The sequence below is a fragment of the Halomonas sp. Cn5-12 genome (assembly GCF_021532545.1).
Taxonomy (GTDB): Bacteria; Pseudomonadota; Gammaproteobacteria; order Pseudomonadales; family Halomonadaceae; genus Vreelandella; species Vreelandella aquamarina.
In genome coordinates, this window is record NZ_JAKGAY010000021.1 from 26,315 (window position 1) to 50,702 (window position 24,388).

Here is a 24,388-nt window from a genome sequence, read left to right on the forward strand (position 1 = left end):
TAGGTAAGCCAATGAGGCCGCCTTCGGGCGGCCTCATTGCGTTGGGTCAGTCGCGCCGCTCGCCAGGGTAGTTTTCGGAGTGGCGACCCTCTAGGTTGATCGATTCGCCGCCGTCTACAAATAGCACTTGCCCGGCCACAAAGGCATTATCCAGCAAATAGTGCAAGGCTTGTACAAGGTGTGCTGGGTTGCCTTGGTGATTGACCGGAATGCCTTCGATGCGCCATTGGATATAGTCGCTGGTACGTTGGGAGGCAGGCAGCACGACACCAGGGGCGATACCGTTAATCCGTAGGCGCGGAGCAAACTCCAGCGCTGCCATACGGGTCATCTCAGCTAGGCTTTTCTTGGAGAGCAGGTACGCCGCATACGGATATTGGTGATAGGCCACTTTGTTGTCGATGATATTGATGACCTGGCCGTGTTCGACCACCTCGGCAAAGTGGCGTGTGAGTAGCAGCGGGGTGAACATATTGACCCGAAACTGGGTCTCCAGCATGGCCATATCGGTACGGGCAATCGGCGCTGGTTCATAAGCTGAGGCGCTATTGAGCAGCACGTTCAACCCAGGAAAACGCGTTTTAGCTTGGGTGATTAATCCTTCTAGCGAATCCTCTAAAAAGTTGCAGGGCAGAATCTCGCACTCACGACCCTTGCCGCGAATTACGTCTGCCACTTCCTCTGCTTCCCCCCGGGAGCTATTCACGTGTAGCGCGATATCAAAGCCCTTATCGGCTAGCGCTTCAGCAAAATAGCGGCCCAGGCGCGTGGCGCCGCCAGTTACAAGTGCAGCAGGTGTCTCCATTGCTTTATCCCTCGCAGCAGGTAGTGTTTGTTAACTAACGTTGTCATGGTAATCAAAAAGACTCTCTGCGTGAGCGCAGCGTTTGTCAATAACTTGTACAGAGCTTGAACGGGATGGTTAACCGTCTACTCTGTTGGAGCGCCGATTGATGCCTATACGCTAAAACGGTGTGGGCTAGGTCATCGGCTCACCAGCCGTTAGTCATCCAGCCTCTTATATTGGGATATAGTTATGTCATTAAGGTCGTCACCCGTAACGTCAACTCCCTCGCCCGTGTCGGCTCAACACGAGTGCGTTATCTCGCTAGGAACCAATATTGAGCCAGAGTATCACTTTGCCAAAGCCCTTGAGATTTTGAGCAGTGAGTGCGAACTGCTGGCCCGCTCCGAAGCGGTGCGCACTGCCCCGGTAGGCTTTCAGCAGCAGCCAGACTTCTTAAATGCCGCCCTGGTGGTGCGCACTACGCTTGAGCTGGGCGACTTTAAAGCCTACCTAAAAGAGGTTGAGCATCGCTTAGGCCGTGTTCGCGGGCCGATCAAATCTGGCCCCCGGACCATGGACTTAGACATTGTGGTCTGGGATGGCGAAGTGGTCGACGATGGCTACTTTCATCATGACTATGTTCGGGGGCCAGTGGACGAAGTGCTAGCCGTACTGAAGAGACCGAACTGAAAAAACCGAACTGAAAAAAATAGTAGCGACTGGGAAAGTTTTACGGGGCAGGGCTCACGTTTTCTAAAGATAGGCCGATATTCACGCTACCACCGCACTGTTTGCGTTCACTTCCGAGGTCACGCCCGTGATCAGCCTTGCGACTAATATCACGTCGCTACTGGTGATGAATAATCTACGCAGTAGCCAGCAAGCGATGCAGACCTCCATGGAGCGTCTGTCATCTGGGCTGCGTATTAATAGCGCCAAGGATGACCCGGCAGGCCAGGCGATTGCCAATCGCATGGGCGCACAAATTCGCGGTATGAACCAAGCGATCCGTAATACCAACGACGGCATCTCTATGGTGCAAACCGCCGAAGGCTCGTTGGACCTGATCAACGATAGCCTTCAGCGCATCCGCGAACTCAGCGTTCAGGCGCTCAACGGCACCAATTCCTCAGAAGATCGGGCGTCTATTCAGTTAGAGATCGACCAACGGCTGGAAGAGATTGACCGCGTCGCCAAGCAGAGCAACTTTAACGGCATTAAGCTGATCGAGCGCGATAAAACGCTCAATATTCAGGTAGGGGCCAACGCTGGGGATGTGATTGGCGTGAGCTTTTCGGCGATGGGGCATCAGGCGCTGGGGTTGGATAACTTCAGCGTATTAGATGATGGCTCGGCCACGCCCAAACCAATGGATATCGTCGATGAAGCCATGAAGCAGGTCGACCGCCAGCGCAGCTATTTAGGCGCGGTGCAGAACCGCTTCGAGAGCGTCATTGACGGGCTCAACACCAACATCATTAACACCTCCGCCGCACAGTCGCGTATTCAAGACGCCGACTACGCGCAAGAAATTTCCAACCTTATTCGCGCCCAACTGCTTCAGCAGGTGGGTATCGCGATGCTGACCCGGGTGAACCAACAGCCGCAGATGATTCTGCGGCTGTTGGAAGGGCTGTAGTTAGAGCTAGCTGATCACCGTTAGTCGATGATGCCCTGTTCCCGCGCCATGGCGTAAGCCGCTTGCGGGCCGTTCCATAGCGAGGGCAGCAGAATCAGCGACACCGGGATCGCGGTGATCACGATAAACTGCTGCAGCGCGCCAATTTGACCTGCACCCATATACAGCAGCACGGCCGCCATCAGGGCCATCGCAATGCCCCAGAAAGCGCGCATGCAGGGGCTGGGGGCATCGTGTCCCGCACCGACAACGGCAATCGCGTAGCTCATGGAGTCGCCGGTGGTGGCCACAAAAATCGTGGTCAGCAGCAGAATCGCCAGTGCCATCCAGGTGCCACCGGGCAGCGCTTGAGCCACCGTGAGAGTCGCCACGTCAAACTGGAAGTTATTGAGCGCTTCGGTCAGGTCAATTACCCCGGTCAACTGATAGTAAATGCCGGAGCCGCCCAGTAGCGTAAACCATACGGTAGTGGCAATCGGGGCGAGTACGGCAACCGCCAGAATCATTTCGCGAATGCTGCGGCCCCGTGAAATGCGTGCCACAAAAATCGCCATCAGCGGTGCATAGCCGATAAACCAAGCAAAGAAGAACACCGTCCACCACTGCATCCACCACGCCGGGGCGGTTTCAGCGGTCATCGTGGCCATGGTGAAAAACTCGCTGACATACGCGCCCATGCTGGAAACGTAGGTGTTCACCAAAAACAGCGTGGGGCCGAACACGATAATCACGGCACCGATCGCTAAGGCCAGCAGTACGTTGAAACGGCTCAGCAGTTGGATGCCTTTATGCACCCCGCTCATCGAAGAGAGCACATAAACAGTGCCCAGTACGGCCAGAATCATCAGCTGCCCGGTGTAGCCTTCCGGCAGGCCAAACAGCTCATGCAGGCCAAAGCTTACCTGAGTGGCCAAAAAGCCGATGGGGCCGACTGTGCCCGCCACCAGCGCAATCACGCAGCAGGCATCCACTAAGCCGCCCAGCGGGCCACGCATCAAGCGCTCTCCCAAAACAGGGTAGAGCAGCGTTCGCGGCTGCAGCGGTTGGCCTTTCACGTAGTGCGCATGGGCCAGCACCACGGCGGTGAGCGAGCCCAGCACCGCCCAGGCCATAAAGCCCCAGTGCATAAACGACTGCGCCAGCGCGCCGGATACCGCTTCAGCGGTGCCTGCTTCGGTATCAAAGGCGGGTGGGGTGACCACAAAGTGGTACACCGGCTCGCCCGCGGCAAAAAACACCCCACCACCGGCTAACAGCGTACATAGAATGATGGAGAGCCACTTAAAGGTGCTCATTTCTGGTGCATCGAGATTGCCGATCTTAGCTTTTGCCGCAGGCGTTAACGCCACGCCAATGGCGATAAAAAACGTCAGCAGAAGCAGCAGCTGGAAATAGCTGCCCAGCACCAGCGCGGTCCAGGCAAAGCCTGCGCTGATGGAATTGGCGACTAGGTCAATGTCGTAAAACGAAAGCGCCAGAAATGCCACGATGAAGCCGATGCTAAGCACCAGCACAATAGGGTCACCGAGGGAAAACCGCGAGGGCCCCTCGGCGCGTTGGGCAGGTTGGTTCATGAAGAGTACCTATTTGGAATGGGAGGTTGCAGGAAAGAGCGGGAGCAGAACCTTTAGCTTAATAAACCCAAGAGGGAGCCGACTTAACGCCGCTGGCCACAGGTTTTCAAAGCAAAAAAAAGCGCCATTCAATGAATGGCGCGAGGACAGGAAACTGCGCATAGTATACGTGGTGTATAGACGAAAGTCTAAAAAAGTTGCTATTTGGTGCATATGGTTATGTCTACGCACCTTCATAAGGCATGTTGGCTTGGGAAGATAAGGCGATAGACGGCGATATCTTCCTAAGTATTATCTATCAATGCTTATTAACGTATTGAGATAATTATAGTTGTAAAAGATTGGCAGCATTCATGCTTGGTACGTAGCACAATTTTGTATACAAGGTGTGCTTGCTATGAATGCTTCAACAGCGGTTTTTCCGGGATTAAAACGCGTTGCATTATTGGGGGCGTCGGCTCTTTTATGGCTGCCTGGGGTCGGTCAGGCGGAAGAGACAACCATTCGCTTCCAGTTAGATTGGCGCTTTGAAGGGCCTTCCGCCCCCTTTCTGTTGGCTGAATCCCGCGGCTACTTTGCTGAAGAAGGCCTTGATGTACAAATTGATTCCGGCAGCGGGTCAGCAGGCGCGATTAACCGAGTGGCCTCGGGTGCCTATGAGATGGGCTTTGGTGACCTTAATGCGCTAGTGGAATTCCTAGCCGAGAACCCCGATGGCCCCGGTATTAGCGGCGTCTATATTGTATACGATGGTACGCCTGCCGCCGTTTTTGCTCGTAAGGATAGCGGGATTGAGACGCCCGCTGACTTAGCAGGCAAAACCATCGCTGCCCCGGCCTTTGATACCGGCTACCGCGCTTGGGGTATTTTTGCAGCGGCCAATGATCTAGCGGCCGATGCGGTGGAGTGGCAAAACGTCGACCCTACGCTGCGCGAAACACTGCTTACCCGAGGTGATGTAGATGCCATTACCGGCTTCTACTTCACCAGCCTGCTGAACCTGGAAGAGCGGGGAATGAGCGAAGAGGAGCTCACCATCATGCCGTTCCCCGAGTATGGGGTCCCGCTTTACGGCAATGCCATCATTGTTAGCGAGTCCTTCGCCAACGAGAACCCTGAGGCTGTGCAAGGCTTTTTGCGGGCGTTTAACCGCGCCCTGGGCGACACCCTGGATGATCCCGAAGCGGCGATTGAGTACGTGCGCGAGCGCGATAGCTTGATTGACGTTGAAATGGAAACCCGCCGTCTGAAGCTGGCCCTGGAAAGCGTGGTAGACACCCCAGATGCCCGCGAGCATGGCGTGGGGGGAGTGGACGATGAGCGCCTACGGGATGCTGTTGCGCTAGTGGCTAAGGCCTACGACCTACCCACACTGCCATCACCCAGCCAAGTCTTCGACTCCCGTTTCTTACCGCCCGTCGATGAGCGCATGCTGCTGCCGGAGGCTGAGTAATGTCGGCAGCGTTTGTCCGCTTTGATGATGTAAGCCTGGCCTATGACGGCACAGGCAACGCCATTGAGGATATTAATCTCTCCATCCGCGAGGGCGAGTTTGTCGCCTTCGTGGGGCCATCCGGGTGCGGTAAATCCACCTTTATGAAGTTATGCACAGGCCTGCACGCACCTACCCAAGGGAGTGTCAGCGTGGATGGCGCGCCGGTCACCGGACCACTGAAAATCTCCGGTATGGCGTTTCAGAATGCCAACCTGCTGCCCTGGCGTACCACGCTGGATAACGTGCTGCTGCCGCTGGAAATTGTTGAGCCCTACCGTCGGCAGTTTCGTAAGCGCCGCGAGGAGTTTGTGGGCTGGGCGCGCTCACTGCTGAAAACCGTCGGGCTCGCCGAGCATGAGAATAAATACCCTTGGCAGCTCTCCGGCGGTATGCAGCAGCGGGCATCCATTTGCCGGGCGCTGATCCACCAGCCGCGTCTACTGATGTTGGATGAACCGTTTGGCGCGCTGGATGCGTTTACACGCGAAGAGCTGTGGTGCGTACTGCGGGATTTATGGGAAGCCCAGCGATTTACCGTTGTGCTGGTGACCCATGACCTTCGTGAAGCGGCCTTCTTAGCCGATACGGTGTATGTGATGAGCCGCCGCCCAGGACGCGTGATTGAGCGTCGCTCCATTGAGCTGCCTCGCCCCCGAGCGTTGGAGACCACCTACGAAAAACCCTTCATTGATCTGGTGCAGGAACTACGCGCCCAGATTGGCGAAGTGCGTAGCACCTGATCGATGACTCTCTGCGTCGGCACCATTAAGGCATTTTTTTATGACCGTAAATAGCAAACTGATTGAACGTCTGGCGCCCTGGATCGCGGTGGTGGTGCTGGTGATGATCTGGGAAGTCACAGTGCGGCTATTTAACGTACCGAGCTTTATCTTCCCCAGCGCCTTGGAAACCGCGCAGGCGTTGATTACCTATGCAGGCCCCATTGGTCAGCACTCTTGGCAAACCTTCTGGACCACGCTGATCGGCTTTGGGTTGGGAGTGGCGGTCGGGTTAGTGCTGGGCTTTATCATCGGCTCGTCGCGCTTTTTGTATAACGCCTGCTACCCGCTGCTGGTGGGGTTTAATGCCATTCCTAAAGTGGCCTTTGTGCCAATTCTGGTGGTCTGGTTTGGTATCGGTTCGGTACCTGCGATTCTCACTGCCTTTTTAATCTGCTTTTTTCCCATTGTCGTGAATGTGGCCACAGGGCTGGCAACCCTGGAGCCAGAAATGGAAGACGTGCTGCGAGTACTGGGTGCGCGGCGCATGGATGTGCTTTTGAAAGTAGGGCTGCCGCGTTCGCTGCCGTACTTTTTTGCCTCGTTGAAAATCGCCATCACCCTAGCGTTTGTGGGCACCGTCGTATCGGAAACCGTCGCCTCTAACCAGGGCATCGGCTACCTGATGATGAGCGCTGGCTCACAGATGCGCATGGGCTTGGTATTCGCCGGATTGCTGGTGATCAGCGCCATGGCGATGGTGATGTACGAGCTGTTCGCGCTGTTGGAAAAGCGTATGACTGCCTGGGCACACCGTAGTTGAGAAAAGAAACGCCGTAGCGGCGAAGTGCCGCTGCGGTTTAACTGAATTTGCTGGCATAGCCAGTGTTGAACAATAAGGGGACCCAATGAAATATTTACCCATCGCTAGTTTAGCCGCTGCCATGTTGATATCACCGCTTGCCTCGGCTGAAAAACTATTTTCAGACTCAAGTATCTCGCTGCTATATAGCGATCAGTACCAAGCGTTTGGGCGTAATGAGCGCACCGATACCTATGTCACCTTTGAAAACGTGACGGCACACGACTGGGGCGGCACTTTTTTGTTTGTGGATCGTAACCAAGGGCGAGGTAAAGCCGATGGTGACGACGATCTGTATGGCGAATTCTCCCCAACGCTCAGCCTTGGCTGGCTAAGTGGCGTCGATTTGCAGCGGGGCGCGCTGAAAGATGTGTCGCTAGCAGGAACCTATGAATTTGGCGGCGGCACCAATGCTACCAACATTCTGACAGGCGTGAGCTTCGCCTGGGACGTGCCAGGCACAACGTACTTCAACAGCACGTTCTACTACGTCAATAACAGTGAAATCGCCGATGATCTGCAAATGACGCTCACCTGGGGTGCGCCGTTTGAGGTGGGAGCATCGCGTTTTCTGTTTGATGGCTATATCGACTACTCAACGTCGGCATCGGACCATGACGCAGAGTTTCATTTCAACCCACAGCTAAAATTAGACTTAGGGCACTACCGTGGCCGTCCAGGAGTGCTCTACGCAGGGATTGAGTACTCCTACTGGCACAATAAATATGGCCTTTCCGACAGCGTTATGGATACGGAAAGCGCGGTGAGTGCACTGGTTAAATTTCACTTCTAATCGGCGTGGGTAGCACCATGATGGTGCTACCAGCTATACAGCAGCGAGGCGCTGGTCGTGGTATCGGTGCGCTCGCTGGCGTCTTCGGGTGGTTGAGAGTTGTGCTTCACTTCGTAAGAGAGGCGCAGCGACAGCTTGGCATTCAGCCTGGCAGTGAGAGAGGTCAGCGAGCGAGCGGTGGTGTTGGCTTCGGTGTACTCCACCGACATCTCCTGGGCGAGATCGGCGAATTCAGAGAATCGGTAGCGGTAATCCAGCGCGGTATAGGCGACGGCGAGCTGCTCGTTATCCGTATCTCGCAGGCGGTCGTTGCGATAACCGGGCCCTGCTTCTAGCGATAGCGTATGGCGCTTACTCTCCAATAGCTGTCGCCCATAGCCGCCAATCACCGAGAGCTGCTGGTCGTAACCGGCAAAACGGTCCTTCTCCCAGCGGGCAAAGCCAAACAGGTAGTGCGGCCCGCTAAAGTCGTAGCGTTCACGCCCTGCGAGCAGATATTGCTCCGCGCTGGTTTCGCCATCCTTGCTGACGTTACGCACCTCCCCTCGCAGCGAATGGGTCAACTGACCGGTCAGCCAGGTCAGACGCGATTTACCGATCAGTGTTTGGCTATCGGTGTTGCCAGAAAGATGGGTAAAACCAAGCTCCGCATCGCCGCTAAATTCGGGGGTGTCCTCTTTCGGAGGCGGCGGCGCATAGAACGGCGAGGCAGCAACGCCGGTCGCCCAAAGTGCGCTGCTAGTGAATACCAGTGAGCGTAGCAAATGTCGCACAACACTCCTCCTTGAGCTTGGGTTCAGTAAGTGGCTGCTATATAAGCAAAGTGAGGTGAAAGCGCAACGACTAACGCCGCTTGGCGCTGCGTGCCATAATGACGCGGTCGCGCACCATGAGTTCCGTTATGACTGCTCCTCGCCCCCGAACACTAGCCGAATTACAGCGCTGGCGCCGTACCCGCGCCAAGCGCCGCTGGTACAAACGCAGTTTTCGCCTGCAAGTCATGATGCTGGTGGGGCTGCTGCTGGCGGGTATGTTGCTGGCCCAGGGCACCTATTTGAACCACCGCAAAGCCGAGATCATCACCCACCAAATGGGCGAGCGGGCACTGGCTGTGGCCAAAACCGTGGCCGGGATGCCGCAGATTGTAAACGCTTTTTCCTCTCCTGACCCCTCCGCCATTATTCAGCCCCTTGCCGAACGAGTCCGCCAGGAGACTGGCGCGCGCTACGTGGTGGTGGGTAATGCCCAATCGATCCGCTACTCCCACCCTGTGCCCGAGCGTATCGGCCAGCCCATGGTGGGCGGCGATAACGACCAGGCGCTTATCTATGGCCAGTCGTATGTTTCCGAAGCCACCGGCACGCTGGGTACGGCCATGCGCGGCAAAACTCCGGTGTGGGATGAGGAGGGCAATATCATCGGGGTGGTCTCGGTGGGCTTTATGCTCGATCGCGTCGATATGGACGTGGCCCGCTACACCAGCCTCGGCTGGGCGCTGGTGGCGCTGATGATTATGCTGGGGTTCGCCGGTGCTTACTGGCTGTCGCAGCACTTGAAAAAGATCATTTTAGGGCTGGAGCCTTACGAAATCGCCCGCTTGGCGATGGAGAAAGAGGCCATCCTGCAATCGATTCACGAAGGCATTCTCGCGGTGAACCGGGATGGCCATATCACCCTGGTGAACCAGCAGGCGCGGCGCTTTTTAGAGCTGCCCGACGAGCATGTGCTGCTGGGTCAGCCGATCCGTGAGGTGGTGCCCAATTCGCGGCTGTTGGAAGTCTTGAAGCATGGCGAGCAGGAGTTTGACCAGGAGATGTGGCTGGGGGATCACCCGGTGGTGGTCAATCGCGTGCCGATTCTGCATGAAGGGGAAATAGAAGGGGCTGTGGCCACTTTTCGTAGCCGCCGAGAAATTATCGACCTCTCCCAAGCACTCACCCAAGCCAGTCGCGATGTGGATATGCTGCGCGCCCAGGCCCACGAGTTCTCCAACAAGCTCTACACCATTTCGGGACTGCTGCAGCTTCAGCGCATCGACGAAGCGCTGGCGCTGATTCATCAGGAAACCGAGCGCGCCCAGGCGCAAATGAGCTTTTTAATGCGCCACGTGGCGGATGCGGTATTGAGCGGCACGCTGCTGGGCAAACTCACCCGCGCCCGCGAGCTGGGCGTTACGTTAGAAATCGACGAGCAGAGCTCGCTCTCCTGCCCGCTAACGCCCACCGGCCAAGAGGTCATGATGAGCGTGGTGGGTAACTTACTGGATAACGCCTGCCACGCTGCGCTCAACGGCCCTCACGGCGACCAGCCCACTGTGCGGCTGTTTTTCACCGACCTGGGCGAGCAGCTACTTATTGAAGTGGAAGATAACGGTGCCGGGGTGCTCGCCGAGCATGCGGAGTCGATTTTTGCCGAAGGATTTTCCACCAAAACCGGCAAGCATCGGGGCATAGGGCTGGCCCTGGTGGCGCGGCTGTGCCGCCAGCACGGGGGCGCAGTGACGCTGGAAGAGAGCGAACTGGGCGGCGCATGCTTTATTGCCGTGCTGGACCGCTCGCTATGCGCCGAGGCCGCCACCGAGCCTGCGCCCTGATAACGACACGAATAATGACGACGCTAATGAATAAGAGGAAACGCCATGTCTGCGACGCAATACGGCATTTTGGTCGTCGAAGACGATTTTCGCATTGCCGATATCCATCGCGCCTTCATCGAGCAGAGCGAAGGGTTTTACGTGGTCGGCATGGCGCGCAACGGCAGCGAAGCCAAGGCGCTAATGGCACAGCACGCCGCCGATATTCAGCTCATTTTGCTCGATGCCTACTTGCCCGACGTGGAGGGGCTCGAACTACTCTGGGCCATCCGACGGGATCATGTTCATGTGGACATCGTCATGGTCACCGCCGCCAAAGAGGTGGAAACCATCAGCGAAGCGCTGCGTGGCGGCGTGTTCGACTACCTGATCAAACCCATCGAAGCGACCCGCATGAACCAGATGCTGGCCCGCTTTCGCCGTGAGCGTGAGGCGCTGGCCAATCGCGCGGAAATGAGCCAGGACGAACTGGATCACGTGCTGTCCCGGATGACGCCCAGCGAGCCCACGCGCACGGCAAGCCGAACGCTGCCCAAAGGTATCGACCGCTTGACGCTGCGTCGGGTCGTAGACGCGCTGGCCTGCGAGTCCGATTCGCTCACGGCCATGCAGGTGGCGCGCATCATGGGGGCGAGCCGCTCGACGGCGCGTCGCTATTTGGAGTTTTTGGTCGCCGAGCAGGCCGTCAGTGCCGAGCTGGGTTATGGCGATGTAGGCCGTCCCGAGCGGCGCTATCGGCTATTGAGCGCCGCCAAAGGTTGGCTGGAAACGCTATGAGCATGTCTGCGTGAACAAAATGAACAAAACGCACAAAAAGAACAGTATGTCGTTAATGGCCATAAGCTTGTCGAGGAGGGTGGCACTCTTCTAACGTTCAGATCGTAACCACACAAAGCTAATCATCGAGTGCCAAGCGCTGCTGGTTAGCCGTGCTTTTGGTTCGTTCGGCGCACACAACAAACCGCGCCCACCAAAACACCGTTTGAACAATAACGCCTGAACAAAAACGTGGAGAACGCCAATGACTACGCTTTCCTTGAAGCGCATCGCCGTGCTGGCCCTGCCGATGGCGGCCTTGGCCATGACGACCGCTGCCCAAGCGCAGGAGTGGACGCCGAGCAAGTCCATCGAATTCATCGCCCCCGCCAACCCCGGCGGCGGTTGGGATACGCTGGTACGCACCATGTCCCGCGTGATTCAGCAGGAGTCTCTGGCAGACGAAAGCTTCGCGGCCATCAACGTACCTGGCGGCGGCGGTGCCGTGGCGTGGGCCCAGGTCGCCCGCGATAGCGGCAACCCCCACAAACTGTTTGCCACCAGCCCGCCAATGATTCTGGTGCCGCTGGCAGGCGCTTCCCGCTACGACCACACCGATTTTACGCCGATTGCGCGTATCAACACCGACTACTCCATCATCCTGGTCGCGGCGGACTCCGAGTACCAAACCCTCGATGACCTGTTCGAAGCACTCAAAGCCAACCCCGGCCTGAGCGTAGGCGGTGGCAGTGCGCCTGGCTCCATGGACCACATTTCAATGGCGGGCTTGGCCTCGGCGGCGGGAATGGAGCCCTCGGCAGTGAACTATATCCCGTTCTCCGGCGGTGGCGATGCCATGACCAACCTGATGGGCGGCCACATCGAAGCGGTGATCGGCGGTGCCGGTGAAGCCGTGGGCCAGCTTGGCGAAGGCAGCCAGCTGCGCGCGCTGGGCGTCTCTTCTGAAGAGCGTCTGGGCGGCGGTTTGGCCGACGTGCCCACCTACCAAGAGCAGGGCTACGACTACACCTTCGATATCTGGCGTGGCGTGATGGGCGCGCCGGAAATGCCGGAAGAAGCGGTGGAGTACTACGAAACGCTATTCGCTGAAATGCTCGAAACCGACGCATGGCGCGAAGCCAGCGACCAGCTGGGCTGGATCGATGCCTACCAGGATAGCGAAACGTTTGGTGCCTTCCTGGACGATCAGCAAGAGCAGTTCAGCAGCGTGCTGACCGATCTGGGCCTGCTGCGCCAGTAAGCGCCAGCGCCCGTTAGAGATTCCCCGGTGGCGCTACGCCGCTGGGATTTTCTGTCTGTTACCGCGAGGGCCAGCGCATCCGCGTTGGCTCCTTCGGAGAAATCCCAATGACCCGATTGAATACCAACCAGTGGCTAGCGCTTGTACTGGCGCTGGTGGCGGTTGCTTATTTAGCCATGGCTTGGCAAATCCCGACGTTCCCCTTACCGCGTCCGGTGGATTCCGACCTGTTCCCCAAAGTATTGGGCGTGTCTCTGCTGCTGCTGGCGGCGCTGCTGTTTTTTGAAAAGCCGAGCGCTATTGCCGGGGCCGACGAGATCGACCATGAGGCTACCAACGGCCCGCTGCTGTTCACCCCCTGGGCGCGTGTCATTGTGACCTCGTTAGCCATCGCCGCCTATGCGTTTTTGCTGGTGCCGCTGGGCTTTGTCTTGGCTTCCACGCTCTTAAGCGTTGGTTTAACCGCCTACTACGGCTATCGCCGCCACGGCGTCAACCTGGCGGCATCGCTGGGTGTGGTGCTGGCCCTTTACCTGACCATGACACGGGTAATGGATGTTTACCTACCCACCGGCGTACTGCCGTTCTAAGCAGGGCGTGCTGACGCACGCTTAGCGGGTTTTAACGCGAGACACTCCCATGGATGCCTTAAACAATCTGATGTATGGCTTTGGCATCGCGCTTGAGCCAATCAATATCGCTTACGTTTTCGCCGGTGTGTTTGCCGGTACCATTATCGGTATGCTGCCAGGCCTAGGGCCGATCAGCGCGCTGGCGCTGATGATTCCGATTACCTTTGCCATGGAGCCCTCCTCCGGTTTGATTCTGATGGCAGGGGTCTATTACGGCGCTATTTTCGGCGGCTCGACCTCATCCATTCTGCTCAACGCCCCCGGCGTGGCGGGCACGGTGGCAACCTCCTTTGACGGCTACCCGATGGCCAAGCAGGGCATGGCGGGTAAGGCACTGGCCATTGCGGCGTATGCCTCGTTTATCGGCGGTACGGTATCGGTGATCTTTTTGATGCTGGTGGCACCGCTGCTCTCCAAAGTGGCGGTAAGCTTTGGCCCTGCTGAGTACTTTGCACTGATGGTGCTGGGCTTAACGGCGGTGGTGTCACTGTCGGATAAATCCTTGGTAAAAGGCCTGATTGCGGCGGTAGTGGGTGTGATGATCTCGATTGTGGGGATCGACACGCAAACCGGTACTGAACGCTTTACCTTCAACTCGATTCAACTGCTCGACGGTATCGACTTTCTGGTAGTGGCGCTGGGCATCTTCGCCCTGGCGGAAGTGTTCTACATGCTGCTGCGTGGGGGCGGTGGCAAGGAAGCTCCGCGCAATACCATCGGCTCGCTGAAGCTGAGCCGTGGCGAAGTGAAGAAAATTGCTGGCCCGATTGGCCGCAGCTCCGTACTGGGCTTCTTTACCGGCGTATTGCCAGGGGCGGGCGCCACCATTGGCTCTTTCCTGGGCTATAGCATGGAGAAGCGCCTAGCGAAAGATGGCGACACCTTTGGCCAAGGCAACATCAAAGGCGTGGCCGCGCCGGAAGCGGCCAACAATGCTGCGTGTACCGGCTCTTTCGTGCCGCTTTTAACCCTAGGTGTACCGGGTTCCGGCACCACGGCGGTACTGCTGGGCGCGCTGCTGGTAATGGGCGTCACCCCTGGCCCGATGATGCTGGAGCAGCGCCCGGACGTGTTCTGGGGCGTGATTGCCAGTATGTATATCGGCAACATCTTCCTGCTGGTACTCAACCTGCCGCTGATCCCGCTGATCGCTAAAATCCTCGACCTGCCGCGCCCGCTGCTGCTGTCGATGATTCTGATCTTCTGCATGATCGGCGTTTACGGCATGAGCTTTAGCGTCTTCGACCTGCTGCTGCTACTGGGCTTTGGCCTGCTGGGCTTGGGCATGCGCCTGTTTGGCTTCCCCACTGCGCCGCTGATCCTTGCGCTGATTCTCGGCAACATCATGGAAGAGTCCATGCGCCGGGCGCTGCAGATCTCTGGTGGCGACTGGACCACCTTTATCGATAAGCCGATCTCGCTGGCGCTACTAGTCATCGCGGTGCTCTCCCTGGGCCTGCCGCTGCTGAAAAAGCGGCGTAGCAAGGCGGCTGCGGCAGCTAACTAAACGCCAACGCTTTACTCCTTGGCGCTCTAGGTCTCCTAGGGCGCTTTTTTATTGGCGGTGATAATACCCTCTTGTGGTGCAAGGCATCCTATTGGTGCATAACAAGCGTGCATGACGGCTTACTAATTGCGTCATATTTGTGCATGCGGCATAAAACAGTGTTTTTTGAAAACTGCTAAGTATTTGATTCTATTTTTATTAATAGTCTTTGCTTTAATCTGGCGCACCCCTTGCATAATGAATAGCGACGTGTGGATAACGAGCCATGGCTCGCTACCCACGAGTGGACGCACCAAGTGCCCCCGTCGCATTAATAACGACAACGCTTGGTCGCGATACCCCAAACACGAGCCCTAACCATAAGGGGCGCAAGGAGGTTCAAGTGACCACACTGCAGCGCAAGACACACCCACGTACCCTTAGCCGTTTCGCCACTGCCCTGGTCACCGCCGCTGTGATGGGCGCCAGCGCGCAAGCGGTTGCCCAAGACGACGACCCCATCAAAGTCGGTATTCTGCACTCGCTCTCCGGCACTATGGCCATCAGTGAATCGACCCTGAAAGACACCGTGGAAATGCTCATCGAGCAGCAGAACGAAGCCGGTGGCCTGCTTGGCCGTCAGCTAGAAGCCGTGGTGGTTGACCCCGCGTCTAACTGGCCGCTGTTTGCCGAGCGCGCCCGCGAGCTGCTGGCCCAGGAAGAAGTGGATGTGATCTTCGGTAACTGGACCTCCGTCTCCCGTAAAGCGGTGCTGCCGGTGGTGGAAGAGCTGAATGGCCTGCTTTTCTACCCGGTGCAGTACGAAGGCGAAGAGTCGTCTGAAAACGTCTTCTACACCGGTGCCGCCCCCAACCAGCAGGCCATTCCTGCCGTTGAGTATTTGATCAACGAAGTCGGTATCGAACGCTTCGCGCTGATCGGCACCGACTACGTCTACCCGCGCACCACCAACCGCATCTTGGAAGCGTTCCTGAAAGATGAGCACGGGGTGGCCGAAGAAGACATCATGGTCAACTACACGCCGTTCGGCCATTCGGATTGGCAGAACATCGTCTCTGAAATCCGTCGTTTTGGTGAAGAGGGCAAACCCACGGCGGTGGTGTCCACCATCAACGGCGATGCCAACGTGCCGTTCTATCGTGAGCTGGCCAACCAGGGGATCGATGCCGCGGATATTCCCGTCATTGCCTTCTCGGTGGGTGAGCAGGAGCTGTCCGGTATCGATACCGGGCCGCTGGTGGGCCACCTGGCCGCCTGGAACTACTTCATGAGCGTGGACACCGACGCCAACTACGACTTTATCGACGCCTGGATCGAGCACACCGGTGACGAGATGGCGGTGACCAACGACCCCATGGAAGCGCACTACATCGGCTTCAACATGTGGGCCGAAGCGGTGCGTAAAGCGGGTACCACCGACGTGGATACGGTGAAAGACGCGATTATCGGCGTGACCGTGCCTAACCTTTCCGGTGGCTATGCCGCCATGATGCCCAACCACCACATCACCAAGCCGGTGTTGATCGGTGAAGTTCAGGATAACGGTCAGTTCGATATCGTCTGGCAAACGCCCTCTACCGTGGCCGGTGATGCGTGGTCGGATTACCTGCCGGGCTCCCGTGACCTGATCTCTGATTGGCGCAAGCCCATGGAGTGCGGCAACTTTAACGTTGTGAACGGTTCCTGTGGGGGCAGCACCGCAGCAGAAGAAGCCGAAGCAGCGCTCGCCGAGTAACTTTCGTCCCCTACTGTGCCAGCGCAATGGCGCAGTAGGGGAGCACGCTACCTCTCCCGTTTGATCACCAAAGGAAGAACCCCATGAGGCGTTTCCTTTCCTTGGGGCTACTGTGCCTGATGCTACTCGGCACCGCCGTGTCGGCGCAGGCACAAAGCAGCTCCTCGACTCCCGATGACCAAGCCGCACTCGCGCTGTTGACCGCGCTGGATGTGGACTCCTACCGCGATAAAGGCGAAGCCATTACCGCTATTCTACAAAGCGACGATGAGCGCGCCCGCGACTGGCTGCAGGCACTGCTCGATGGCCGCCTGCAGCGCACTGACGATGGCCGCTTCGTGCTGGTGCTTGAGAACCGTGGCCGTGACTGGCCAGTGGCGGATGCGCTGACCAACGAGCCGCTGGGCGAGATGTCCCGCCGCGACCTGGACCGTATCGGCATCAACAACGCGCTGCGTAACCAGCTACGCAGCGCCATTGCCGTGGTGGACCTCTACTCGCCTAACGTAGAGCGCCGCCGTACCTCCGCCGACCGTTTGCTGGGCGAAGTGGACGGCGAGCTGGCCGAAACGCTGGAACCGGTGATTGCTGACGCGGAAGATGAGTACGTTCGCACGCGCTTGGCCCAAGCGGTGGCGATTTATCGCGCCGAGCAGGGCGAGATGGCGGGTGTCGAGGCGCTCACCGGCAGCCTTCACCCGCGTGCTCGCGTGGCGTTAGGCCGTGCGGCTAATAGCGACGACCCTGTTGTTGCCGAGGCAGCAGCCACGGCGCTGGCCGGTATTGAACAGCAGCTCAAGATTAACCGGGGCCTGGAAACGCTCTACTTCGGCTTGAGCTTGGGCTCGGTGCTGGTGCTGGCAGCGATTGGCCTGGCGATTACCTTTGGCGTGATGGGCGTGATCAACATGGCCCATGGCGAGCTGATGATGCTGGGCGCCTACACCACCTGGATGATGCAGCAGCTGCTGCCGGGCCAGCCCGGGCTGGCGCTGATTCTGTCTATCCCCGCAGGCTTTATGGTGGCCGCCCTGGTGGGCATTGCCATTGAGCGGGGTGTGATCCAGTTCCTCAAAGGCCGCCCGCTGGAAACCCTGCTGGCAACCTTCGGTATCAGCCTGATTCTGCAGCAGCTGGTGCGCACGGTGATTTCACCGCTCAACCGCACCGTGGTGACGCCAGAGTGGATGAGCGGCTCGCTGGTGATCAACGACGCGCTCTCGCTGACCCTCAACCGTATGTACGTGCTTGGCTTTGCGCTGGTGGTGTTTGCCGCGCTGATGCTGATTATGCGCCGCACCCGCTTAGGGCTAGAAGTGCGTGCCGTGACCCAAAACCGCGCCATGGCGCGCTCCATGGGCATCCGCGCCACCCGCGTGGATATCATGACGTTTGCGCTGGGCTCCGGCGTGGCGGGCTTGGCGGGCGTGGCGCTCTCCCAGCTCACCAACGTCGGCCCCAACCTGGGCCAGAACTACATCATCGACTCGTTCATGGTGGTGGTGTTCGGCGGCGTGGGTAACCTGTGGGGCACGCTAGTGGCGGGGCTCTCGCTGGGGGTGATCAACCAGGTACTGGAGCCCTGGGCGGGCGCGGTGCTGGCCAAGATTATCGTGCTGGTCTTCATTATTCTGTTTATTCAAAAACGCCCGCGTGGACTCTTCCCGCAGAAGGGCCGGGCTGCGGAGGGCTAACCCATGATGACGCAAGCAACATCCAGCCAGTTTTGGCTCACCCGCCCGTTCGGTGAGCGGGCCACTCAGACCTTCCTCGGCGTGCTGTTTGCCGCGCTGCTGCTGGTCACCGTGCTGCATTTGGCGGTGCCCCAGGGGCATCCGCTGCATGTGAACGCTTACACCGTTAACCTGTTCGGCAAGTACCTAAGCTACGCGCTGCTCGCCGTTGCGGTCGATTTAGTATGGGGTTACCTGGGCATCTTGAGCCTGGGGCACGGAGCGTTTTTCGCCATTGGCGGCTACGCCATGGGCATGTACCTGATGCGCCAAATCGGTGACCGTGGCACCTACGGCCACCCGATACTGCCGGACTTTATGGTGTTCCTGAACTGGGACAGCCTGCCCTGGTACTGGCACGGTTTCGATATGGCCTGGTTCGCCTTTGCCATGGTGCTACTGGCACCGGGGATGCTAGCGCTGGTGTTCGGCTTTTTGGCCTTCCGCTCACGGGTAACGGGGGTGTATCTCTCGATCATTACCCAGGCGCTCACGTTTGCCCTGATGCTGGCCTTCTTCCGTAACGAGATGGGTTTTGGTGGCAATAACGGCCTGACCGACTTCCGCGAGCTGCTGGGCTTTAACCTGCGTAGCGATGCCACGCGCTTGGGGCTGTTTATCGCCACCGGCGTGGCGCTGGCGCTGGGCTATATCCTCTGCCGGGCAATCGTGACCAGCAAACTGGGCCGGGTATGTGTGGCCACGCGGGACGCCGAGGCGCGCACGCGCTTTATTGGCTACCGCGTCGAGCGCTTCCAGCTGTTTGTGTTTGTGGTCTCGGCCATGCTGGCGGGCCTGGCGGGGGCGCTTTATGTGCCGCAAGTGGGTATTATCAACCCCAGCGAATTCTCTCCGCTGCTCTCGATTGAAATCGTGCTTTGGGTGGCGCTGGGTGGCCGGGCCACGCTGTACGGTGCGGTAATTGGCGCGATTTTGGTCAACTACGCCAAAACCATCTTCACCGGCATTATGCCCGATGCTTGGTTGTTCGCTCTGGGTGCGCTGTTCGTACTGGTCACGGTGCTACTGCCTAAAGGCGTAGCGGGGCTGTTAGGCCACCTAAAGCGCCGTAAAGAGGATAGCCACCCATCCAAGGAGGCCGCTGCATGAGCCTATTACAATCGCTAAAAGCGCGGGATCGGGTGTTTGATTTTATGGCGCCAGAGGCCTCGCCGGTCGATGTTCGCCACGGCCCGATTCTGTATATGGAAGATGTCACCGTCAGCTTCGACGGTTTTAAAGCCATCAATAACCTGAACCTGACCATCGACGACGGCGAGCTGCGCTGCATTATCGGCCCCAACGGGGCCGGTAAAACCACCATGATGGATATCATCACCGGCAAAACCCGCCCCACCGAAGGCAGCGTGTGGTTCGGCAGCCGCCATAACCTGCTGCAGATGAACGAGCCGGAAATCGCTAGCCTCGGCATTGGCCGCAAGTTCCAGAAGCCCACGGTGTTCGAAGCGCTCAGCGTGTTCGACAACCTGGAGCTGGCCATGGCCGCCGACAAGCGCATCTTTCCCACGCTGACCGCCCGCATGACCAGCGAGATCAGCGACCGCATCGACGACGTGCTGGATACCATCGGCCTGACCGCGCTGCGCTTCCAGCCCGCCGGGATTCTCTCCCACGGCCAGAAGCAGTGGCTGGAGATCGGCATGCTGCTGATGCAGCGCCCGCGCCTGCTGCTGGTGGATGAGCCGGTGGCCGGGATGACCGAGCAGGAGATGGAGCGCACCGCCGAGCTGCTCACCGGTTTGGCGGGCAAGCAGTCGGTGGTGGTGGTGGAGCACGACATGGGCTTTGTGCGCTCGATTGCGCGCAAAGTAACCGTGCTGCACCAGGGCAGCGTGCTGGCCGAAGGCAGCATGGATCAGGTCTCCAACGACCCCAAAGTGGTCGAGGTGTATCTAGGGTCGGATGAAGAGGAGAGCGCCTGATGCTGGCGATTGAAAAGCTCAACCAGTTCTACGGCGAGAGCCATACGCTGTGGGACTTAGACCTAGACGTGCCCGCCGGGCAGTGCACCTGTGTGATGGGTCGCAACGGGGTGGGTAAAACCACCCTGATGAAAGCCATCATGGGCGAAGTCGCGGTGAAGAGCGGCCAACTGCGCTACCAGGGCAATGATGGCGAGATCGAACTCACCAAAAAAGCCGTGGAAGCGCGCTCGCGACTGGGCATCGGTTTTGTGCCCCAGGGGCGGCAGATCTTCCCGCTGCTCACGGTGGAGGAGAACCTGCGCACTGGGCTTGCCGCCCGGGGCGACGGGCTGAAAAAAATCCCCGAGCGCATCTACGAGCTGTTTCCGGTGCTCAAAGAGATGAAGCACCGCCGAGGCGGTGACCTATCCGGCGGGCAACAGCAGCAGCTCGCCATTGGCCGCGCGCTGGTAATCGAACCGAAGCTGCTGATTCTCGATGAGCCAGGGGAGGGCATTCAGCCCAATATCGTCGCCCAAATCGGCCAGGTGATTCGCCAACTGATCAAAGAGGATGGTTTAACGGTGCTGCTGGTCGAGCAGAAGCTACCCTTCGCCCGCAAATACGCCGACCGCTTCGTGATTATGGATCGCGGCCGCCCGGTGGCTAAAGGCGAGATCAGCGAACTCTCTAACGAGCTGATTAAGCAGCATTTGACGGTTTGAGTTATCCACAACCCTTTTAACCTTTCTTTCCTGTTGACAGAGCACACTCTAATAGCCCTCTCGTTTCATGTAGAAAAGAGGGGGTTTTTTGCTTAAAACCCTGCGCTGAGTAGGTTTTGGCGCTGCGTTTTATGTGTAACATGGCGGGTTTCAAAATAACCATCGGGTGGGGTATGCGCTATAAAGACAAACATCAGCTCGCTGCCGAGTGGCAGTCACTCCTGGAGCGCACGCCTTTGGCGCTACGCCAGGCGGTGGAGACACTGGTGGAATCCCGCCGCGATATCTTTGCCGATCATTTCTATCAAGTGATGCTGGAAGACCCCCACGCGTCGCTGTTTCTCTCCAATGAGCAGGTGAAAAACCGGCTTCACCCCTCCATGCAGCGCTGGCTCAGCGCTATGTTTGCCGTCGAGCATGCGGATTTCGAATCGCTGGTCGAGCAGCAGGAAAAGGTCGGCCAGGTGCATGCGCGTATCGATATCCCGGTGAACTTGGTACTTAATGGTGCACGGCAGTTAAAGCAGGCGCTTTATGAGCACATTAACAGCACCTTTAGCGCTGAACTCTCTTCCGGTGATGCAGCGGTTTACGTGTCTGATCATATTGATATGGCCATGGAAATAATGAGCCATGCCTATTCAGTGGCGAATAATCGTAATACCCGTATGGAAGAAGCCTATAAGCTGTTCTCTTTGACCCAGAGTATTGGTGATGAGCGCGAGCGCCAGCGCTCCGCGCTGCTTAATTGGGAGAACGCACTGATGTTTGCCGTGGCTGCGCAGCAGGCAACGACGGCTTTACCCCGATTAGCCAGCTCCGAGTTTGGGCTTTGGTATCACCACAAGGCGTGTCACGCCTTTGAGGGCGCGCCGGAAATTACCACCATTTCACAGCATGTTCGTCGCGTGGACGAGGAGTGGCTCGCCCAGCTAGGCGACTCAGACAGCCAGCGTCGCCTGACTGCGTTGAGCAGCATTCGCGATGCGGCTCGCACGATCTTGATGCTGTTGGATGACGTTCTGGATCGCGCCTCGGGGCTCGAAGTAGGCCGCGATAGCCTGACGCGTCTGCTCAATCGCAAGTTCCTCTCGGTGGTGCTGAGCCGTGAAATAGAGATCGCCCGGCATTCGGAAAAGTGTTTTGCGCTGCTCATGGTGGATATCGATCACTTCAAGGCGATCAACGATACCCACGGCCATGACGCTGGCGATAACGTACTGCAGCAGGTAGCCAGTATCCTTGACCGCTCGACCCGAGGCGGCGACTACGTGTTTCGCATGGGCGGTGAAGAGTTTTTGATCGTGCTAGTGGATACGGATCAAGACGGTAGCCGCCTGTTTGCCGAACGGCTGCGCCACGCGGTGGCCAAAGAGCCGATGTTAGCCGCTGCCGATACGCTACTGAACGTCACGGTGAGCGTCGGGGTTACGCTTCATGATGGCCACCCAGACTACCAACGCTCGATGCAGCGCGCCGACCAAGCGCTGTACCAAGCGAAGCGCAGCGGGCGTGACCGGGTGGTGGTTGCCGCTGCCACTGAGTAATATCGCGGTAAGCGCTAGGTTTTGGCGATGTGACCCACGGAGAACACTATGTTAATGCGCCGTTTTATGCTGTTAACCGCACTGCTGTTCATGAGCACGCCGCTGATGGCGGCTCATCATGGCAGCGACCACTCTAATGCCATGGAGGGCCACTCCTCTATTGAAGTGGCGCAACCCTGGACCCGTACAACGCCGCCGGGGGCCGGGGCGGGCGGTGGCTTTGTCACTCTCACCAATCACGGCGCTGGCGATGACATGCTGCTGGGGGCGACCAGCCCGATCACCGAGCGTGTCGAGATTCATATTATGGAGATGGACGGCGATGTGATGCGCATGGCACCCCTGCCCGGTGGCATTGAGCTACCGGCGGGCGAGAGCGTGACGCTAGCGCCGGGCGGTTTACACTTAATGTTGATGGAACTGGGTTCTCCCATCGTTGAGGGTGAACCTGTCCCTGTGACGCTTGAATTCCAGCACGCCGAGCCGATGGAGATCGAGCTTCAGGTGCTGCCAGTAGGTGCTTCTCCGGAAGGGAGCCACCATGAAGGTGCCCATGATCATGGGCACGCGGCGCACTAAGTCGGCCCACCGCCCTGTTAGCCTTGGCGAGCGGGGCGACGCTTCCACCACATCACGCCTGCGGCCACGCACATCACGATGATGGCGATGCATACCGCCAGCAGGAAGAGCTGATTGGTAAGCCCAAACTCCTGCCCCAAGTGAACGTTAATCCCAAACTCCAGCCAGCGGCCTAGCGGGCCATAGTCGGCGTAGCTCATATCGAGCAGCGGCCCACCACGCCGCCCCTGCCGTTGCGCGGCCACCAGAGATAAATGCCGGTGGCGACTAACAAAATCGACCAGCCCGCGGCAATCTCAATCAGCTTGCGCGGGGTTTGCCCGAAAAACTTGAAGCTATGCAGGTAGCGAGCGGTCCTCATCACCGTTCCCCGGTCATCCAGCGAACCAAGCACCTCAGCCGTATAGGGATTGACGTACACCGCCAGCCGTTCGCCGGTTAGGTGCAATGTGATGGCTATATGCACATATTTGGTGCATTGGAGGGCTGGGCAAGAGGGTTGAGGCTCAAAAAAAGGTCTTTATGACGGTAAAAAAGCGCCTTTCACCATTTTGGCGCATTCTTTGCATTTATAAGGCAATGATGAATCCACCAGAAAGCGACAGCGCCCCATGATGTTGAGCGAACTTGCCCCACCCGCTGCTGGTTCCGGCCACCGCTTTGACGCTGAGCGCCGCTGGGCCGCCTCGCTGGCCCTGCGTTTTGCCAACCGCGATGGAGTGACCCGGTTAGTGCAAGCGCGCCACCAAGGTCCGTTACGGGTACAGCGCCCCTTCTACCCAGAAGGCAGCCAGGAAGCGTGCCACGTTTACGTATTGCACCCGCCCGGCGGGCTGGTGAGCGGTGATGCGCTGACCATTCGCGCTCATATCGAGCGCGATGCCCATGCGCTGCTCACCACCCCCGCTGCCAATAAGCTCTACAAAGCCGACAGCCAAGGCGTGGCCTGGATACAGCACACCGAACTGACGGTAGAAGAGGGCGGCACCTTAGAGTGGCTGCCCCAGGAAACCATCGCGTTTAATGGTTCAAAGGGCACTCAACGCACCCATATTGCGCTGCAGGGCAATGCCCGCTGCCTAGGCTGGGAAGTGATGGCACTCGGCCGCCCGGCCAGTGATCTGCCCTATGTCACGGGGCGCATCGAACAGCACTTTCGCTTAACCCTGGATGGCAAGCCGCTATGGCTTGAACGCCAGCCGCTGGACCCCGCGCACCCACGCTTTGCGGGCCGCTGGGGGCAGGGCGGCGCCACGGTGCAAGCCACGCTCTGGGCGGTGGGTATTGACGATGCCGCTGCGGCTATTGAAGCACTGCGCGAAGCGCTGCCGGATAACCCCCGCTGGGCGGTAACCGTGCGCCACGGCGTACTGCTGATGCGCTATCTAGGCATATCCCGTAACGAAGCCTGGGCGCTGTGTGAACAGGCCTGGCACCTGCTTCGGCCGCGCTGGATCGAGCGCGAAGCGCATACGCCGCGCATTTGGCTAACTTAATTGGCAACACGCTGATAACGCTGGAGACAC

At 58.4% G+C, this 24,388-nt stretch carries 24 protein-coding genes; 19 read left to right on the forward strand and 5 right to left on the reverse strand.

Annotated features, from left to right (window positions below):
* Positions 1-46: 46 nt before the first annotated feature.
* Complete coding sequence (locus tag L1249_RS12120) at positions 47-805, reverse strand: SDR family oxidoreductase (protein ID WP_058579790.1); 759 nt, start codon at positions 803-805, stop codon at positions 47-49.
* A gap of 231 nt (positions 806-1,036) precedes the next feature.
* Here L1249_RS12120 and folK point away from each other — a divergent pair, with 231 nt between their 5' ends.
* Together folK and L1249_RS12130 are read left to right on the forward strand one after the other, a co-directional pair.
* Positions 1,037-1,477 carry a 2-amino-4-hydroxy-6-hydroxymethyldihydropteridine diphosphokinase gene (gene folK, locus L1249_RS12125; RefSeq protein WP_052509952.1) on the forward strand — a complete coding sequence of 147 codons (441 nt, stop codon included), beginning with the start codon at positions 1,037-1,039 and terminating at the stop codon, positions 1,475-1,477.
* Positions 1,478-1,604: 127 nt separating this feature from the next.
* Positions 1,605-2,426, forward strand: coding sequence for a flagellin N-terminal helical domain-containing protein (locus tag L1249_RS12130; protein ID WP_058579791.1), 822 nt, complete (start codon positions 1,605-1,607; stop codon positions 2,424-2,426).
* A gap of 20 nt (positions 2,427-2,446) precedes the next feature.
* Here L1249_RS12130 and L1249_RS12135 read toward each other — a convergent pair whose 3' ends face one another.
* Positions 2,447-4,000 (reverse strand): BCCT family transporter, encoded by a 1,554-nt coding sequence (locus L1249_RS12135; RefSeq protein ID WP_235253612.1) that lies wholly within the window; start codon positions 3,998-4,000, stop codon positions 2,447-2,449.
* 397 nt (positions 4,001-4,397) lie between these two features.
* On the opposite strand from L1249_RS12135, the gene L1249_RS12140 reads away from it, so the two are divergent.
* The 4 genes from L1249_RS12140 to L1249_RS12155 all read left to right on the forward strand — a co-directional run bounded on the left by L1249_RS12140 (position 4,398) and on the right by L1249_RS12155 (position 7,869).
* The gene (locus L1249_RS12140) at positions 4,398-5,453 is read left to right on the forward strand and encodes an ABC transporter substrate-binding protein (RefSeq protein ID WP_054644895.1); all 1,056 of its coding nucleotides are present in this window, start codon (positions 4,398-4,400) and stop codon (positions 5,451-5,453) included.
* Complete coding sequence (locus L1249_RS12145) at positions 5,453-6,235, forward strand: ABC transporter ATP-binding protein (protein ID WP_044629919.1); 783 nt, start codon at positions 5,453-5,455, stop codon at positions 6,233-6,235. The genes L1249_RS12140 and L1249_RS12145 overlap by 1 nt, the downstream gene beginning before the upstream one ends.
* Before the next feature lie 40 nt (positions 6,236-6,275).
* Positions 6,276-7,037, forward strand: a complete 762-nt coding sequence (locus tag L1249_RS12150; RefSeq protein ID WP_137094019.1) for an ABC transporter permease — start codon at positions 6,276-6,278, stop codon at positions 7,035-7,037.
* A gap of 85 nt (positions 7,038-7,122) precedes the next feature.
* Positions 7,123-7,869: an outer membrane protein OmpK gene (locus L1249_RS12155; RefSeq protein ID WP_044629921.1), complete on the forward strand. Its 747-nt coding sequence runs from the start codon at positions 7,123-7,125 to the stop codon at positions 7,867-7,869.
* A gap of 26 nt (positions 7,870-7,895) precedes the next feature.
* Here the strand turns inward: L1249_RS12155 and L1249_RS12160 are convergent, their stop codons facing one another.
* Positions 7,896-8,633: a DUF481 domain-containing protein gene (locus tag L1249_RS12160; protein ID WP_232059520.1), complete on the reverse strand. Its 738-nt coding sequence runs from the start codon at positions 8,631-8,633 to the stop codon at positions 7,896-7,898.
* Between the two features lie 137 nt (positions 8,634-8,770).
* On the opposite strand from L1249_RS12160, the gene L1249_RS12165 reads away from it, so the two are divergent.
* The 12 genes from L1249_RS12165 (at position 8,771) to L1249_RS12220 (ending at position 22,862) form a co-directional block, all read left to right on the forward strand.
* Entirely contained in the window at positions 8,771-10,462 is a 1,692-nt protein-coding gene (locus L1249_RS12165; protein WP_062359192.1) for an ATP-binding protein, read from the forward strand.
* Between the two features lie 45 nt (positions 10,463-10,507).
* Positions 10,508-11,239 (forward strand): response regulator, encoded by a 732-nt coding sequence (locus tag L1249_RS12170; RefSeq protein ID WP_062359191.1) that lies wholly within the window; start codon positions 10,508-10,510, stop codon positions 11,237-11,239.
* A gap of 244 nt (positions 11,240-11,483) precedes the next feature.
* On the forward strand, positions 11,484-12,479 hold the full coding sequence (locus tag L1249_RS12175; RefSeq protein ID WP_062359190.1) for a tripartite tricarboxylate transporter substrate binding protein: 996 nt from the start codon (positions 11,484-11,486) through the stop codon (positions 12,477-12,479).
* A gap of 107 nt (positions 12,480-12,586) precedes the next feature.
* Positions 12,587-13,069 carry a tripartite tricarboxylate transporter TctB family protein gene (locus tag L1249_RS12180; RefSeq protein ID WP_062359189.1) on the forward strand — a complete coding sequence of 161 codons (483 nt, stop codon included), beginning with the start codon at positions 12,587-12,589 and terminating at the stop codon, positions 13,067-13,069.
* Between the two features lie 49 nt (positions 13,070-13,118).
* On the forward strand, positions 13,119-14,618 hold the full coding sequence (locus tag L1249_RS12185; RefSeq protein ID WP_062359188.1) for a tripartite tricarboxylate transporter permease: 1,500 nt from the start codon (positions 13,119-13,121) through the stop codon (positions 14,616-14,618).
* A gap of 382 nt (positions 14,619-15,000) precedes the next feature.
* The gene (gene urtA / locus L1249_RS12190; RefSeq protein WP_044630206.1) at positions 15,001-16,353 is read left to right on the forward strand and encodes an urea ABC transporter substrate-binding protein; all 1,353 of its coding nucleotides are present in this window, start codon (positions 15,001-15,003) and stop codon (positions 16,351-16,353) included.
* An 83-nt stretch (positions 16,354-16,436) separates the two neighbouring features.
* On the forward strand, positions 16,437-18,047 hold the full coding sequence (gene urtB / locus L1249_RS12195) for an urea ABC transporter permease subunit UrtB (protein ID WP_172416659.1): 1,611 nt from the start codon (positions 16,437-16,439) through the stop codon (positions 18,045-18,047).
* A gap of 3 nt (positions 18,048-18,050) precedes the next feature.
* On the forward strand, positions 18,051-19,196 hold the full coding sequence (gene urtC / locus L1249_RS12200; RefSeq protein ID WP_044630208.1) for an urea ABC transporter permease subunit UrtC: 1,146 nt from the start codon (positions 18,051-18,053) through the stop codon (positions 19,194-19,196).
* Entirely contained in the window at positions 19,193-20,029 is an 837-nt protein-coding gene (urtD, locus tag L1249_RS12205; protein ID WP_044630209.1) for an urea ABC transporter ATP-binding protein UrtD, read from the forward strand. Before urtC ends, urtD begins: the two co-directional genes overlap by 4 nt.
* Complete coding sequence (gene urtE / locus L1249_RS12210) at positions 20,029-20,736, forward strand: urea ABC transporter ATP-binding subunit UrtE (RefSeq protein WP_089674721.1); 708 nt, start codon at positions 20,029-20,031, stop codon at positions 20,734-20,736. Before urtD ends, urtE begins: the two co-directional genes overlap by 1 nt.
* A gap of 173 nt (positions 20,737-20,909) precedes the next feature.
* Positions 20,910-22,283 carry a diguanylate cyclase gene (locus L1249_RS12215; protein ID WP_235253613.1) on the forward strand — a complete coding sequence of 458 codons (1,374 nt, stop codon included), beginning with the start codon at positions 20,910-20,912 and terminating at the stop codon, positions 22,281-22,283.
* Between the two features lie 48 nt (positions 22,284-22,331).
* Positions 22,332-22,862, forward strand: coding sequence for a copper chaperone PCu(A)C (locus L1249_RS12220; protein ID WP_235253614.1), 531 nt, complete (start codon positions 22,332-22,334; stop codon positions 22,860-22,862).
* 17 nt (positions 22,863-22,879) lie between these two features.
* Here L1249_RS12220 and L1249_RS12225 read toward each other — a convergent pair whose 3' ends face one another.
* Positions 22,880-23,062, reverse strand: coding sequence for a PepSY domain-containing protein (locus tag L1249_RS12225; RefSeq protein ID WP_044630212.1), 183 nt, complete (start codon positions 23,060-23,062; stop codon positions 22,880-22,882).
* A complete protein-coding gene (locus L1249_RS12230) occupies positions 23,059-23,328 on the reverse strand; it encodes a PepSY domain-containing protein (protein ID WP_044630213.1) in 270 nt (89 codons plus the stop codon). The genes L1249_RS12225 and L1249_RS12230 overlap by 4 nt, the downstream gene beginning before the upstream one ends.
* A gap of 145 nt (positions 23,329-23,473) precedes the next feature.
* Here L1249_RS12230 and L1249_RS12235 point away from each other — a divergent pair, with 145 nt between their 5' ends.
* Positions 23,474-24,358: an urease accessory protein UreD gene (locus L1249_RS12235; RefSeq protein WP_228168796.1), complete on the forward strand. Its 885-nt coding sequence runs from the start codon at positions 23,474-23,476 to the stop codon at positions 24,356-24,358.
* Positions 24,359-24,388: the final 30 nt, after the last annotated feature.